Genomic DNA, 14,561 nt, shown 5'->3' on the forward strand with positions numbered 1-14,561 from the left:
CACGACGGGCGGCGTCAGATGACGGACAAGACTGCGCGAGCCGATGCTCCGCTCCTGCAAGCAGACAACATCCGAACCGGATTCGCCACCGCGAGAGGACAGCTGAGAGCTGTCGACGGTGTGTCGATCACGGTCGCGGCCGGCGAGACTCTCGGAATTGTCGGCGAGTCGGGTTCGGGAAAGTCGGTACTCGGCCGGACGATCATGGGTCTGCTCGAGAAGGGCCCGGCCATCGACATCACCGGCACCGTCACATTCGCCGGACGGGACCTCGCGTCGATGAAGAAGTCCGAGATGAAGCACTTCTGGGGCCCTGAGGTCGCGATGGTCTTCCAGGATCCGATGACGTCGCTGAATCCGTTCAAGCGCATCGGTACTCACATCACCGAGTCGTTGAGGTTTCACCTCGGCATGAAGAAGGACGCTGCGCGCGATCGCGCGGCCGAATTGCTGTCGATGGTGGGGATTCCCGAGGCGAAGCGTCGGCTGGACCAGTTTCCGCACGAGTTGTCCGGCGGCATGCGTCAGCGGGTGGTCATTGCCATGGCCCTCGCGTGTGAGCCGAAACTGCTGATCGCCGACGAGCCGACGACGGCGTTGGACGTGACGGTGCAGAAGCAGATTCTGGACCTGCTGGCCTCGCTCAACGACTCGCTGAACATGGCAGTGATCTTGATCAGCCATGACCTCGGAGTGGTGTCGGGCCGATCTGATCGGGTCGCTGTCATGTACGCCGGATCGGTGATGGAAACCGCTGCGACCGAAGAGATCTTCAGCCGCCCGCGGCACCCGTACACCGAAGCGTTGATGGCCGCGATCCCACGCCTGGAGCACCCGACGCACACCGTGTTGCAGACCATTCCGGGTGGACTTCCGGACATGACCAAGCCGATGGTCGGCTGCCGCTTTGCCGCGCGCTGCAAGTACGCGCAGGAGAAGTGCCTGACCGACGATCCCGAGCTCGCGAGCGGTGCTACCGGTGATCGAACGTCCGGCGCACACGAATTCGCGTGCCACTTCCCGGTGGACACACCGGAGGGGATGGCAGCGCTGGTGGCGAATGAAGAGGCCGGTACGACCGCTGCCGGCCTGACGGTCGGTTCGAGGGAGTTGGTCTGATGACATCCGTGGTGGAGACGAAGAAGCCCGCGACGAGTACCCCGGCCCTCACGGTCGAGGACCTGGTCGTCGAGTTCGGGGTCGGCAGGGGCCAGACCGTCCATGCCGTGTCGGGGATCAGCTTCACGGTGGGCGAGGGTGAAACCCTGGGCGTGGTCGGTGAATCCGGCTGTGGAAAGTCGACGGCCGGCAAGGCGATCATGCAACTGCCGTCCCCGACGTCCGGGTCGATTCGCCTCGGCGACGTGGAGATGACCTCACTGGACCCCGAAGCACTGCGCCGCAGCCGTACGTCGTTGCAGATGATCTTCCAGGATCCGATTTCGTCGCTCAATCCTCGACGCAAGGTCAAAGCACTTGTGACGGAGGGCCCCTCGATCTGGGGTAACAAGGACAAGGCGGCCGTCGAGAAGCGGGCCCGGGAAGTGCTCGCGGAGGTCGGCCTCGATCCCGACATGGTGTGGGACCGCACGCCGCGGGAACTCTCGGGTGGTCAGTGCCAACGGGTGTGCATTGCCCGGGCATTGATGCTGGATCCGAAGGTGCTGATCTGCGACGAGCCGGTGTCCAGCCTCGACGTCTCGGTGCAGGCCCAGATCCTCAATCTGTTGGAGGATGCGAAGCGTCGCCACGGGCTGAGCCTGTTGTTCATCGCCCACAACATGGCGGTGGTCAAGAACATCAGTGATCGGGTGATGATCATGTACCTGGGACGAGTGTGCGAGATCGTTCCCGCCGAGGACATGCAGAATCGGGCACTGCACCCGTACACCCAGTTGCTGCTGTCGTCGATTCCCGACCCGGATGCCGGCGCCACCGCAGAGCAGAACGTCGAGCAGACCGCGGTGGAACTTCCCTCTCCGCTGAACCCGCCGAGTGGCTGCCGTTTCCGTACGCGCTGCCCGCTGGCGACGGACCGGTGCGCTGCCGAGGTACCGCAACTGCGACTTGTCGACGACGGTCACCAGGTCGCCTGCCACAACGTGTGACGCACGTGCGCAGCGTGTTCCGAACGTAGCCGGCCCGATGCCGCCACACCCGAACAAGCGGGTGGGGCGGCATCGGACTTTTCGGGGCGGACGCCGTCGGTACCGGTTACACCCCGACCCGCTGCCCGGCGAGATACGTTCCGAGCACCGCGATGTCCCCGATCCGCATCGGTTCCACGTCCAGCGGGTTCTCCGCCAGCACCACGAAGTCCGCGAACTTGCCGACCTCGATCGAGCCGACCTCGTGCTCGCTGAACAGCTGCCACGCGGCGTCGATGGTGACCGCCCGCAACGCCTCCTGCACGGTGACCCGGTGCTCGGGGCCGAACGTCCGGCCCCGCCGTGACGTTCGGGTGACCGCGACCTGGATGTTGCGCAGCGGCTCGATCGGCGTCACCGGGCCGTCGTTGTGGAACGAAATACGCTGCCCCGCATCGAGGGCAGCCCGCGCCGACGTCCACGAGTGACCGCGATCCCCGAAGAACTCGTCGAGCACCTCACCCCAGTAGTAGATGTGGTCCACGAACAGCGAGCACGTGACACCGAGTTCGGTTGCCCGCCGGTACTGTTCGCCGGTCATCGACCCGCAGTGCTCGATCCGCAGCCGCGCATCCGGTCGCGGATGCTCCCGCTGGATCTCCTCGTACACGTCGAGAACCATGTCGATCGCGTTGTCGCCGTGCGAATGGCAGGCGATCTGCCAGCCGTCCGGGTAGTAGCTGCGGCACACCTCGAGCAGCTGTTCCTTCGTGTAGTTCGCGTGCCCGCGGTGGCCGGGCTCGAGGCCGATCGCATGCGTGGAGTCGGAATCCTGGTAGGCGAAGGAGGTGTCGATGTTGCCGACCCACGGTGAACCATCGGACCAGACCTTGATCCCGATCTGGCGGAACATCTCGTCACCCTCGCCGACAGCACGCTTGCTGCGACCCGCCGGTCCCGACGTCTCGTAGGCCCGGACCCGGACCGTCGCGGAGCCGGACTTCGCCAGTTCCTGGTACCGCTCGAACAATGCCTCCCCCAACGCCAGGTCGCCCACCGTCGTGACTCCCTGGGCGTTGAGGTAGTCCATCTCGTGGGTCATCAGCCGCGGAAAGTCCTCGGGCTCCGACATCATCGGGGGGCCGCCGAGAATCCACACCGCCGGCATCTCGAAGCCCCTGCCTGTCGGGTTCCCGTCCGCGTCCCGCTCGTACTCGCTGTGTCCCTCGTTCGGGGTGTCCCGGGTGATGCCGAGCAACTCCAGGCCCCTGCGGTTGGTCCAGGACGAGTGCCCCGAGTTGTGCACCACGCTCACCGGGTTGTCGGGCGAGATCTCCGTGAGCAGTGCGCCGGACATCTCCGGCAGGTCCCGCAGCAGCAACGAGTCCCATCCGTAGGCCGTCACCCACTCCCCCGGTTTCGCGCTCGCCGCGGCCGTTCTCAGCCGGTCCATCACCGCCTCGGCACTCGTGCACACGGTGGGGCGGATGTCGACGACGCCGGGGCCGACGATGGTCATGTCCATCGCGGGGTGGGCGTGCGCATCGATGAACCCGGGCAGCAGAGTCGCGCCGCCGAGGTCGACGACGTCCGCGGCGGGGTTGTCCCCGCCGGCGAGGTCGGCGGCGCTGCCGACCGCGGTGATCCGCCCGTCCTCCACCGTGACCGCGGTCGCGAGGGGGTTCGCCGGATCCATGGTCACGACAGTCGCGTTGGTGAAGATCTTCTTCATGGGACTCCTCGTTGTCGGGTTGTCGGGCTGTCAGGGAGTGACGGGCGCGAGGACTGGCGCCGCGGCTGTGGGTGGTCGCCGCGCGGGCACCCGCATGAGGAACGCGACCGCGAGCGCGGCGAGGACGAAAAGGACGGACAGGGCGAGCATTCCCACACCATAGGCGTGTGGGGTGCGGGCCTCGCCGGTCGTCAACAGCGCGGCGACCGGTCCGGCGACACCGAGCCCGAGGCCCATCCCCAGTTGTCCGACAGCGGGTTTCACCGATCCGACAGTGCCGATCAGGCCCGGCGGTGCGGCCGCCGCAACCACCGCGGACTGCGGGTTCTGCATCCACATGATCCCGAACCCGACCACCAGGACGCCGAACCCCGGGACGGCCAGCTCGCGGCCGACGGCAGTGAAGATCTGCGACGCGAGTCCGACCGCCAGAACCAGCAGACCGGAGACGAACATGGTCCGCGGCCCGACCCGGTACCGCGACATCACGAAGCCGGACGCCGTCGCCCCGGCGATGCTCCCGACGCCGATCAGTGACGCCACCATCGCGACTCCAGCATCAGTGTGCCCCAAGGGAATTGCCATGGCCGGGAACTGCCCGATGATCGCGCCGTTGGCCAGGTTGAACATCAACCCGACGAGACAGGCGCCCGCGAACGCGGGCGCGGCGAAGAGCCCGACGGGAAAGCCCGGGTTCGCGCAGCCCGCCTCCCACCAGACGAAGGTCGTCAGCACGACGAGGGCGATCACGACACCGCCGAGCACCACCGGTGAACCCCAACCTCTGGCGCTCCCCTGGCTCAGGCTGTATATGAGGGCAACGAGCCCGACTCCGGCGAGCACCACCCCGAAAGTGTCGAACCTCCTCGACGTCGCCGCACGGTTCTCCGGCAGCAGCAGCGCCGCCGCCACGGTCGAGACCAGGGCAAGGGCGCCGGTGAGCAGGTACACACAGCGCCAACCCCACTGCTGCTGCACCAGTCCGCCCGCCACGCCGATCAGCACGATCGCGACGGAGTCGACTACCAGCCACACCGAGAACGCCCTCACCAACCGGCGGTCGGAGAACAGGGCCGGCAGGAAGGCAAGCACCATCGCGAACGACATGGCCGTCGAAACCCCCATGAGCACGCGACCCGCACCGAACACCCACTCATTGGTCGCCGCGGCGCCGGTGACCGCGGCAGCAGCGACGCCCGCGCCGCCGAGCACGAGTATCAGCTTACGGCCCTTGAGGTCTCCGAGGATCGCGACCCCGAGCATGCAGGCCGCCAGCGCGATGGTGCTGATCGAGCGGAGCAGATCGGACGCCGCCGGATCGAGGCCGAAGTCGGCGGCCACCGCCGGCATCGCGACCGCGTTCAACTGCGGGTCGACGGCTTGGAGCGTCGAGTTCAGCACGATGACGGCAAGCGCGGCGGCGAGCGGGCGGCGGGTCCGCAGCGTCCGGGCCGGCCAGCGCTGGGGCACCGGGGTGTGGGGGTACGCGGGTACTGCAAATCGAGCCATCGAGCGGTCCTTCGGACGATGCGCGGACAGGACGGAGGGCTAGTCCGACCCGCCCGGATCGCGTCGTTCGACCGCGAGGAGGTACACCTTGCTGCGCCGGAAGGCGGCACGCATGGGTCCCTCGAGGATGAGCATGTCCGCCAAGCTAGGGGGCGCGGCACGGCGCGACAACGCTGGTCTCACTCAATGAGCAAGATCACTGAACCGTGTCTGCGAACCGGACGAAGTCCGCGGGCCACGCCTCGGCCTGCCGCAGGACAAGGTCGAGACCGTAGCGCCTCGCGCCTGTGCACGGACTACCGCCCGCCCGGTATGTCCCAGCTTCCGAAGTTGGCGCCCGCGATGGCTCCGATCATCGATGAGGTGCACGAGCTGAACGCACGAAGGTCTCCCGCCTCGCATCACGACGGGAGACCTTCGTTGTCCATCGACCGGCTACCGCGTGGATCGACCCTGATCTCCCAATCCCCCAGAGGAACCCTCACCCAACATCGTGATCAGACCCCCCACCGCCTGCAAAACCGACCCAATCAATTCCATCACAGGATCCTCTCGACAGCGAATTGCCCGACAGGGTATTTCACGCACCCTCGGGAGCGCCCGACCCGGCGCTGCGCCGAAGGCTACCGACCCGCCCCGACCCCCATACAGGAACTCGAATATCACTGCAGCAATTAACTATTCGTTCAACACAAACGAATGCAGGAACTACTCGACACTCTCAAACCTCACCAAAGCGGCGGGTTCCAAGACCTCATCGGAGAAGGATTCGGGCGGCGCGGACGGACCGACGTCAGGGGCGCGTCATCCGATCGGATCGACCGCGGCCAGGCGCACGAAGTCCGCGGCGTCGAGGACCTCGCCGCGGGCGGACGGCTCGATCCCCGCCGCGACCAGCCGGCGCTCGGCCTCTGCGGGCGATCCCGCCCAGGTGGCCAGCGCGGCCCGCAATGTCTTGCGGCGCTGTGCGAATGCAGCGTCCACGACGGCGAACACCCTGCGGCGGTGCTCCTCGTCGATCGGCCACGGCGGGGTGGGGTAACGGTCGATTCGGACCAGTCCGGACTCGATCTTCGGTTCCGGCCAGAACACGTGCCGGCCAACCGATCCCGCGCGACGGACCTCGCCGAAGAAGTTCGCCTTCACGCTCGGTACCCCGTAGATCTTGCCGCCGGGCGAGGCAGCGAGCCGGTCCGCGACCTCCGCCTGCACCATCACCAATGCGGTACGGAGCGACGGGAACGCGGCGAACAGGTGCAGTAGCACCGGGACCGCGACGTTGTAGGGCAGGTTCGCCACCAGTGCGGTCGGCTCGGCCGGCACCTGCGACGGCAACACCCGCATCGCGTCCTCGAGGACCACGTCGAGCCGTCCGGACAGTTCCGGCGCGCGCTCGGCGACGGTCGTGGGCAGCCGGGTCGCCAGCTTGGGGTCGATCTCGACGGCGACCACCCGCTCGACGACGTCGAGCAGGGCCAGCGTCAGCGAACCGAGGCCCGGGCCGACCTCGAGCACCACGTCGTCGCGAGTAACCCCGGAGACCGCGACGATCTTGCGGACGGTGTTGCCGTCGTGGACGAAGTTCTGACCGAGCTGTTTGGTGGGCCTGATGTCGAACTCGGCCGCCAGGGTCCGCACCTCGGCCGGGCCGAGCAGCGCGGCCTCGCCCCGCGGGGTCGCCTCGGGGGTTGTCACTGCGGGTTCACCTCGGTGTCTGACACAGGGGTGAACCTATCGCCTGCCGTGACCTGGGCAGAAATCCGGCGCGCGGTCAGCGCATGCCCAGTCGCGAGGTGCACGCCGGCCAGGCACCCCAACCCTGCGACTGCTGGGTCTTGCTGGCGATGGCGATCTGCTCCTCACGGGTGGCCAGGTCGGCGCGGGGTGCGTACTTCAGGCCGCCCTGACGCTCCCAGGTGTTCTGGTCGAACTGGACGCCGCCGTAGAAGCCGTTGCCGGTGTTGATGGCCCAGTTGCCGGTCGCCTCGCACTGGGCGAGGGCGTCCCAGGTGGACCCGTTGGACACCGGCGGCACCTCGGTGCCCGGCTTGGCGCCGACCCGGACGACCTTGGGCTGCGCGGGCGTGGTGACGTTAGCGGCGACCTCGTGCCGCGCGGACTCGACGCCGTTGACGGTGGTGACGGCGTAGGTCACGTCCTGGACGCCGGGCGTGCCCGCGTGTTCCTGGACCGTGCGGCTCATGTTCATCGTCGGGTCCTCGATCCGCTGCTCCGGCGGGGCCAGCGGCTGGGTCTCGACCTTGTTCTCGGTCCGGGTGCGGGTGACCTTCACCTCGAGGCCCTCGGTCACCGGGGTCTCCGGGGCGGGTACGACGGTGTCCGCCTGCTCGAGCGGCACTCCGTGCGCGGCGAGCAGGTCGCCGACGGTGGCGGCGGCCAGGCGCACGGGGGCGGCCGCGGCGGCGCCGTCGATCAGGTTCACCACCTTGGCGCTGATCACGTCCAGGTTGGCGCCGTCGAGCGGGAGCCGCTGTGACCGCGAGGCCGAGACGTGCACGTCGCCCGCCAGGCGCTCCTGCTGCAGAGCCTCGTCCACTGTCAGTGCCGTGGTCCACAGCGTTCGCGGCTGCCCGTCGACGGTGAGGTTGAGCTCGCGGGCCCGCCGCAGCACGACCTTCTCGCCGTCGGCCACCGTGGCGTCCTTGGCGGGTGCGACCACGTCCTTGTCGCCGATCGCGTACCCGGCGTCGGCGAGGACGCCACTGACGTCGGTGGACATGGTGCTCAGCGCGATCGCCTCGCCGTCGACGTCGACGGTGACCGTCTTGTGTCGGCTGACGGCGAGCACACCACCGGCGAGCAGGGTGAGCAGGAGCGCCCCGACGACGAGCCGCAGCAGCGGCGAGTTGGCCTGGTTGATCCGAGTCAGAGGTGACACAAGTGAGTCCTGGTGCGGTCGGTTACCGGAGAGTGACCCCGGCCTTCTTCGATCACAGTACGGTAACGAAAGAGTGCAACTACGGCAACCACAGCGCTGTGACCTGCAGAGAAGAACGTTGCGGACTAGGGTCAGACGCCGGGTCACCGCCCGCGACACGGCTACCAGGAAGTGACGTGAATGCGCACACACAGACGCCGAACACTCGCCCGACTGCCCGTCCTGCTCGGCGTCCTCGCCCTGCTCGGCCTCGTCTTCGGCCCCGGCACCGCCGCCGCCCAGCCCGACTCCGGCAAGACCTATGTGATCGCCACCGACGTCACGTTCGCCCCGTTCGAGTTCCAGAACGAGCAGGGCGACTTCGTCGGGATCGACATGGACCTGCTCAAGGCCATCGCCGAGGACCAGAACTTCCGCTACGTGGTCAAGCCGCTCGGCTTCAACGCCGCCGTCCAGGCCCTCCAGTCGCGTCAGGTGGACGCGGTCATGGCCGGCATGTCGATCACCGACGAGCGCAAACTGGTCTTCGACTTCTCCGACCCGTACTTCGCCTCCGGCGTGCAGATGGCCGTCGCGAAGTCGAACGACAACATCAAGTCCTACGAGGACCTGCGCGGCAAACGCGTCGCGGTCAAGACCGGCACCGAGGGCGCCACCTTCGCGGACTCGATCAAGGACAGGTACGGCTTCAGCACCGTCACCTTCGACGACTCCGCGAGCATGTACGACGACGTCAAGACCGGGAACTCTGCGGCCGTGTTCGACGACTACCCGGTTCTGCTCTACGGCATCGCACAGGGCAACGGCCTCAAGACCGTCACCGACAAGGAGGCCGGCAACTCCTACGGCTTCGCGGTGTCGAAGGGCCAGAACGCCGAACTGCTCGCCAAGTTCAACGCCGGACTGGCAAACCTGCGGGCGAGCGGGCAGTACGACAAGATCCTGAACACCTACCTCGGCGAGCAACCGCAGAGCCAGGGCGGCAAGGGCTTCTTCTCACTCCTCAAGAGCACCTACCCGCAGCTGCTCAAGGGCCTGTGGCTGACCATCGTGCTGACCGTCGTCTCGTTGGCGATCGCGTTGGTGCTCGGGCTGGTCTTCGGGTTCCTCCGGGTCTCGACGAGCCGGATCCTGCGGGCGATCGGCGTCACCTACGTCGACGTCTTCCGCGGCACCCCGCTGCTCGTGCAGGCGTTCTTCATCTACTTCGGCATCCCTGCCGCGCTGAACTTCCAGATGCCGGCCATGACCGCGGGCATCATCACGCTGAGCCTGAACGCCGGCGCCTACATCACCGAGATCATCCGCGGCGGCATCCAGTCCGTCGACAAGGGGCAGATGGAGGCGGCCCGCAGCCTCGGCATGGGCTACCTGCCGTCGATGCGCAAGGTGGTGCTGCCGCAAGCGGTCCGGACGATGATGCCCTCGTTCGTCAACCAGGCGGTCATCACGCTCAAGGACACCTCGATCCTGTCGGTGATCGGCATCGCCGAACTCACCCAGACCGGCAAGATCATCATCGCGAGGAACTTCGAGTCCTTCAACATGTGGCTGATCGTCGGCATCTTCTACTTCGTCATCATCATGGCGCTGACCAAACTCTCCAACCGGCTCGAGAAGAGGATCACCGCGTGAGCGAGTCGACAAGCGTGACAACCGAACCCAAGATCCGCGTCTCGGGACTGGTGAAGTCCTTCGGCGAGAACGAGGTGCTCAAGGGCATCGACGTGGACATCGTGGGCGGCGAGGTGGTGTGCGTCATCGGACCGTCCGGCTCCGGCAAGAGCACCTTCCTGCGCTGCCTGAACAAACTCGAGGACATCACCGGCGGGACCGTGATCGTCGACGGGTTCGACCTGACCGACAAGAAGGTCGACATCGACAAGGTCCGCCAGCACATCGGGATGGTGTTCCAGCACTTCAACCTGTTCCCGCACATGACGGCGCTGGAGAACGTGATGCTCGCACCGGTCCAGACCAAGAAGGCCACCAAGGAGGAGGCCCGGGCGACCGCGCTGAAGCTGCTCGCACAGGTGGGCCTCGGCGAGAAGGCGAACGCCAAGCCCGCCAGCCTGTCCGGCGGGCAGAAGCAGCGGGTCGCGATCGCGCGGGCACTGGCGATGAGCCCGGACATCATGCTCTTCGACGAGGCGACCAGCGCGCTGGACCCGGAGATGGTCGGCGAGGTGCTCCAGGTGCTGCGCGACCTCGCCGCCGAGGGCATGACGATGGTCGTCGTGACGCACGAGATGGGCTTCGCGCGCGAGGTCTCGGACCGGGTGATCTTCATGGCCGACGGCTACATCGTCGAGGAGGGAACGCCCGCCGAACTGTTCGGGAACCCGCAGCACGAGCGCACCCAGGACTTCCTGCGCAAGGTGCTGTGACCGCCCGCGACGGGGCGGGACGCCGTGACCGGGATCATTCGGCGCAAGCCCTGTCGTCCACGGCCCGGGATAGCCAATCCGGTGGTGGTGTGCCGCGGATGTCGGACCGTGGTGGGAGTGTGTGATTCATGATCGTTCGCTACCGGTACCGTGCCTACCCGACCGGCGGTCAGCAGCAGATGCTGGCCCGGGCGTTCGGGTGGTGTTCAACGACGCGCTCAGGGTCCGGCAGGACGCCCGTGCTGCTGGGGTGAAGATGACGGACACCGAGGTGCAACGCCTGGTGGTCACGGCGGCGAAGAGCACACCCGAACGGGCATGGTTGGGTGAGGTGGCGTCGGTGGCGCTGGTGCAGGCATGTCAGGACGCCCGCCGCGCGTACCGAAACTTCTTCGACAGTCTCTCGGGAAGGAGGAAGGGCCAGCGGGTCGGGGCACCGAGGTTCCGGTCCCGCAAGGGCAACAGGCAGTCGATCCGGCTGACCCGCAACGGGTTCACAGTCACCGGCCGGGGTGTGCGGTTGGCGAAGATCGGTGACGTCGAGCTGGCGTGGTCCCGCGGACTGCCGTCCGCGCCGTCCTCGGCCACCGTCGTCCGGGAGGCCGATGGCCGGTACTACGTCTCGTTCGTCGTCGAAACCTCCGCGACGCCACTGCCCCCGTCTACGACGGTCGCCGGTATCGACTTGGGCCTGACGGATCTGGCGGCGATCGTCCGCTCGGACGGAACCCGGGAGAAGATCCGCGCACCCCGCCACCTGCGGGGAGCGGAACGTCGTCTCGCCTGCGGGCAGAAGGCGTTGGCCCGCAAGGAGAAGGGCTCGAAGAACCGGGGCAAGGCCCGCCGCCGGGTGGCGGTCTTGCACCGGAAAGTGAGGGAAACTCGGCTCGACCAGCACCACAAACTCGCGCACCGGCTCGTTCACGACAACCAAGTGATCGCGGTCGAGGACCTCGCCATCGCCGGGCTCGCACGAACCCGTTTGGCGAAGTCTGTGCACGACGCCGGATGGAGCACCCTCGTCCGGCTGCTCGAGGAGAAATCCGTCAGGTACGGGCAGACGGTCGTCAAGGTCGACCGTTTGTTCCCGTCGACCCGCACCTGCTCAATCTGCGGGTCGGTTGGGGACAAGAAATCGTTGTCGGTTCGGGAATGGGTGTGTCCGTGCGGGGCGCACCTGGATCGGGACTACAACGCGGGAGTGAACATTGCCGACGCGGCCGGGCTGGCCGAGTCATTAAATGCTTGTGGAGCAGATGTCAGACTCCGGCTTGCCGGGGCGGTCAGCATTGAACCAGGAACCCACCGAACGGATGCAGCGTGATGCTGCGACGCGTAGGACTCCCGGCCGTTCACGGCCGGGAGGATGTCAATAGCATGTGACTCGGACCACACCGGCGAGCCGGGCCCGATCACGGGCCGGCCACGCACGAACCAGGAGTTGCCATGCTGAGCACGATGCAAGACGCCCCACTGTCGATCGCGCAGATCCTGCGCCACGGCGCCAGCGTGCACGGCGCCGCGGAGGTGGTCACCTGGACCGACCAGGGGCCGCGGCGCGAGAGCTACGCCGATGTCGGCCGTCGCACGGCCGCACTGGCGCACGCCCTGCGCGGGCTGGGTGTCACCGGCGACCAGCGAGTGGCGACCTTCATGTGGAACAACGCCGAACACCTCGAGGTGTACCTGGCCGTGCCGGCGATGGGCGCCGTCCTGCACACCCTGAACATCCGACTGTTCCCCGAGCAGCTGGTCCACGTCGCCAACCATGCCGAGGACCACGTCGTCATCGTCGACCCGACGCTGATCCCGCTGCTGGCCCCCCAACTGCCGCAGCTGACGACGGTCAAGCACGTCATCGTCACGGGCAAGGACACCGCGGGTCTGCAGGCGCCGGCGGGCGTACAGGTGCACAGCTACGAGGACCTGCTGGCGGGACAACCGCAGGAGTTCGACTGGCCAGAGGTGGACGAGCGCAGCGCGGCCGCGATGTGCTACACCTCCGGGACCACCGGGGACCCGAAAGGTGTTGTGTACTCGCACCGTTCGATCTACCTGCACTCCATGCAGGTGTGCATGAGCGACGGCCCGAACCTGCGCCAGGGCGATCGCGCCCTCGCGGTCGTGCCGCAGTTCCACGCGATGTCGTGGGGACTGCCCTACGCCGCCTTCATGATCGGCGCGACCCTGATCATGCCGGACCGGTTCCTCCAGCCCGGCCCGCTCGCCGAGATCATCGCCTCCGAGAAGCCGACGATGGCTGCGGCCGTCCCCACCATCTGGCAGGGCCTGCACCTCCATCTCGAACAGCATCCGCAGGACATCTCCAGCATGAAGGAGGTGCTGATCGGCGGGTCCGCGGTGCCGCCGTCGCTGATGCGGGCATTCGAGGACGAGCACCAGGTGACGGTGCTGCACGCCTGGGGCATGACCGAGACCTCGCCACTCGGGTCCGTCGCGCGACCGCCCGCCGACGCCACCGGCGACGAGCGCTGGGCCTACCGCTTCACCCAGGGCCGCTTCCCCGCGTCGGTCCAGGCCCGCCTGGTCGACGACGAGGGCGCAGTGGTCCCGCACGACGGCACCGGCATCGGCGAGCTCGAGGTCCGCGGACCGTGGATCACCGGCTCGTACTACGGCGTGGACGACGCCGACAAGTTCGACGGCGGATGGCTGCGCACCGGCGACGTCGGCAGCATCACCGCCGACGGCTACCTCACCCTGACCGACCGCTCCAAGGACATCATCAAGTCCGGCGGCGAGTGGATCTCCTCGGTCGACCTGGAGAACGCCGTGATGGGCCACCCGTCGGTCGCCGAGGCCGCGGTGATCGGCGTGCCGGACGAGAAGTGGGACGAGCGGCCACTGGTCGCGGTCGTGCTGCGCGAGGGTAGCGGGACGTCCGTCGCGGACCTGCGCGACTTCCTGGCGGACAAGGTCGCCAAGTGGCAGCTGCCGGAGAACTGGGCGCTGATCGAGGAGGTGCCCAAGACCAGCGTCGGCAAGTTCGACAAGAAGCGGCTGCGGGCGCGGTTCCAGGACGGCGGACTCGACGTGGTCCGCCTCTGACCACCGCGCCCTGAGACCCCTCGGACTGCCGTCGCCGTCAGATTCCGTAGACCCGCTCCGCAGTCGCGGTGGCGGCGGCGGCCAGTTCGAGGGGATCCTGGCCACGCGTGCGCGCCAGCGACCGGACCGTGTACGGCAGGCAGTACGGCTCGTTCGGAGCGCCCCGGAACGGGTGCGGAGTCAGGAACGGCGCGTCGGTCTCGACCAGCAGCTGGTCGTCGGGCACCAGTTTCGCCGCCTCGTGCAGCTCGCGGGCGTTGCGGAAGCTGACGGTCCCGGAGAAGCTGAGCACGTAGCCCGCCTCGACGCACGCCAGCGCCATCGTCGCGTCCGACGAGAAGCAATGGAAGATCACCGTCTCCGGAGCGCCCTCGTCGAGCAGCACGGTCAGCAGGTCGTGGTCGGCCTCGCGGTTGTGGATCATCAGCGGCTTGCGCAGCCGCTTGGCCAGGTCGATGTGCCAGCGGAAGCCCTCGACCTGCTCCTCGATCCCTGCGCAGCCGTCCAGCTTGCCGGGCCAGTAGTAGTCGAGGCCGGTCTCGCCGACCGCGACGGTCCGAGGGTCGGCCGCGAGCCGCTCGATCTCCGCCTTGGTCGCCTCGTCGAGGACGTTGGCGCGAGTCGGGTGGATCGCCACCGCCGCGTACACCCTCGGGTCCCAGTGCGCGGCGTCGACCGCGAACCGCGCGGCCGCCAGGTCGTCGGCGACGGTGACGACCCGGCCGACGCCCACCTTCGAGGCGCGGTCGAGGATGTCGGCCACCGACTCGGCGTCGCTCGCGCCGCAGGCGTCGAGGTGGGTATGCGCGTCGATCAGCGGCGCGAGCGGCTCGGGCAGGTCCGGGGCCGGACGATCTTTGCTCATGCGGACATTGTCG

Annotated in this window: 12 protein-coding genes; 7 read left to right on the plus strand and 5 right to left on the minus strand. The window is 67.8% G+C overall.

The window, feature by feature from the left end; all coding sequences use genetic code 11:
* The first annotated feature begins 18 nt into the window (after positions 1 to 18).
* Together FK531_RS04865 and FK531_RS04870 are read left to right on the plus strand one after the other, a co-directional pair.
* Entirely contained in the window at positions 19 to 1,119 is a 1,101-nt protein-coding gene (locus FK531_RS04865; RefSeq protein ID WP_142095710.1) for an ABC transporter ATP-binding protein, read from the plus strand.
* Entirely contained in the window at positions 1,119 to 2,108 is a 990-nt protein-coding gene (locus FK531_RS04870) for an ABC transporter ATP-binding protein (protein WP_142095712.1), read from the plus strand. The genes FK531_RS04865 and FK531_RS04870 overlap by 1 nt, the downstream gene beginning before the upstream one ends.
* 106 nt (positions 2,109 to 2,214) lie before the next feature.
* Here FK531_RS04870 and FK531_RS04875 read toward each other — a convergent pair whose 3' ends face one another.
* From FK531_RS04875 to FK531_RS04890, 4 genes are all read right to left on the minus strand, one after another.
* The gene (locus tag FK531_RS04875) at positions 2,215 to 3,819 is read right to left on the minus strand and encodes an amidohydrolase (protein WP_142095714.1); all 1,605 of its coding nucleotides are present in this window, start codon (positions 3,817 to 3,819) and stop codon (positions 2,215 to 2,217) included.
* A 30-nt stretch (positions 3,820 to 3,849) separates the two neighbouring features.
* Positions 3,850 to 5,328 carry an MFS transporter gene (locus tag FK531_RS04880; protein ID WP_142095716.1) on the minus strand — a complete coding sequence of 493 codons (1,479 nt, stop codon included), beginning with the start codon at positions 5,326 to 5,328 and terminating at the stop codon, positions 3,850 to 3,852.
* An 804-nt stretch (positions 5,329 to 6,132) separates the two neighbouring features.
* On the minus strand, positions 6,133 to 7,023 hold the full coding sequence (gene rsmA, locus FK531_RS04885) for a 16S rRNA (adenine(1518)-N(6)/adenine(1519)-N(6))-dimethyltransferase RsmA (RefSeq protein ID WP_142095718.1): 891 nt from the start codon (positions 7,021 to 7,023) through the stop codon (positions 6,133 to 6,135).
* Positions 7,024 to 7,099: 76 nt separating this feature from the next.
* Complete coding sequence (locus tag FK531_RS04890; protein WP_142095720.1) at positions 7,100 to 8,227, minus strand: resuscitation-promoting factor; 1,128 nt, start codon at positions 8,225 to 8,227, stop codon at positions 7,100 to 7,102.
* 180 nt (positions 8,228 to 8,407) lie between these two features.
* Here FK531_RS04890 and FK531_RS04895 point away from each other — a divergent pair, with 180 nt between their 5' ends.
* The 5 genes from FK531_RS04895 to FK531_RS04910 all read left to right on the plus strand — a co-directional run bounded on the left by FK531_RS04895 (position 8,408) and on the right by FK531_RS04910 (position 13,683).
* Positions 8,408 to 9,862 carry an amino acid ABC transporter substrate-binding protein/permease gene (locus FK531_RS04895; RefSeq protein WP_142095722.1) on the plus strand — a complete coding sequence of 485 codons (1,455 nt, stop codon included), beginning with the start codon at positions 8,408 to 8,410 and terminating at the stop codon, positions 9,860 to 9,862.
* Positions 9,859 to 10,614, plus strand: coding sequence for an amino acid ABC transporter ATP-binding protein (locus tag FK531_RS04900; protein WP_142095724.1), 756 nt, complete (start codon positions 9,859 to 9,861; stop codon positions 10,612 to 10,614). Before FK531_RS04895 ends, FK531_RS04900 begins: the two co-directional genes overlap by 4 nt.
* 128 nt (positions 10,615 to 10,742) lie before the next feature.
* Positions 10,743 to 10,868: a helix-turn-helix domain-containing protein gene (locus FK531_RS22600; protein ID WP_246097888.1), complete on the plus strand. Its 126-nt coding sequence runs from the start codon at positions 10,743 to 10,745 to the stop codon at positions 10,866 to 10,868.
* Positions 10,869 to 10,870: 2 nt separating this feature from the next.
* Positions 10,871 to 11,938 carry an RNA-guided endonuclease InsQ/TnpB family protein gene (locus FK531_RS04905; RefSeq protein WP_246097890.1) on the plus strand — a complete coding sequence of 356 codons (1,068 nt, stop codon included), beginning with the start codon at positions 10,871 to 10,873 and terminating at the stop codon, positions 11,936 to 11,938.
* Positions 11,939 to 12,060: 122 nt separating this feature from the next.
* The gene (locus FK531_RS04910; RefSeq protein ID WP_142095726.1) at positions 12,061 to 13,683 is read left to right on the plus strand and encodes a long-chain fatty acid--CoA ligase; all 1,623 of its coding nucleotides are present in this window, start codon (positions 12,061 to 12,063) and stop codon (positions 13,681 to 13,683) included.
* A 37-nt stretch (positions 13,684 to 13,720) separates the two neighbouring features.
* Here FK531_RS04910 and FK531_RS04915 read toward each other — a convergent pair whose 3' ends face one another.
* Positions 13,721 to 14,548 (minus strand): TatD family hydrolase, encoded by an 828-nt coding sequence (locus tag FK531_RS04915; protein WP_142095728.1) that lies wholly within the window; start codon positions 14,546 to 14,548, stop codon positions 13,721 to 13,723.
* Positions 14,549 to 14,561: the final 13 nt, after the last annotated feature.

The sequence above is a fragment of the Rhodococcus spelaei genome (assembly GCF_006704125.1).
GTDB lineage: Bacteria > Actinomycetota > Actinomycetes > Mycobacteriales > Mycobacteriaceae > Rhodococcus_G > Rhodococcus_G spelaei.

Excerpts from the sequence above, each read along its gene's own strand:
- FK531_RS04915 (WP_142095728.1), bottom strand. The coding sequence starts at position 14,548 with ATGAGCAAAGATCGTCCGGCCCCGGACCTGCCCGAGCCGCTCGCGCCG.
- FK531_RS04910 (WP_142095726.1), top strand. The coding sequence starts at position 12,061 with ATGCTGAGCACGATGCAAGACGCCCCACTGTCGATCGCGCAGATCCTG.
- FK531_RS04865 (WP_142095710.1), top strand. The coding sequence starts at position 19 with ATGACGGACAAGACTGCGCGAGCCGATGCTCCGCTCCTGCAAGCAGAC.
- FK531_RS04880 (WP_142095716.1), bottom strand. The coding sequence starts at position 5,328 with ATGGCTCGATTTGCAGTACCCGCGTACCCCCACACCCCGGTGCCCCAG.
- FK531_RS04870 (WP_142095712.1), top strand. The coding sequence starts at position 1,119 with ATGACATCCGTGGTGGAGACGAAGAAGCCCGCGACGAGTACCCCGGCC.
- FK531_RS04905 (WP_246097890.1), top strand. The coding sequence starts at position 10,871 with ATGACGGACACCGAGGTGCAACGCCTGGTGGTCACGGCGGCGAAGAGC.
- FK531_RS04875 (WP_142095714.1), bottom strand. The coding sequence starts at position 3,819 with ATGAAGAAGATCTTCACCAACGCGACTGTCGTGACCATGGATCCGGCG.
- FK531_RS04895 (WP_142095722.1), top strand. The coding sequence starts at position 8,408 with ATGCGCACACACAGACGCCGAACACTCGCCCGACTGCCCGTCCTGCTC.
- FK531_RS22600 (WP_246097888.1), top strand. The coding sequence starts at position 10,743 with ATGATCGTTCGCTACCGGTACCGTGCCTACCCGACCGGCGGTCAGCAG.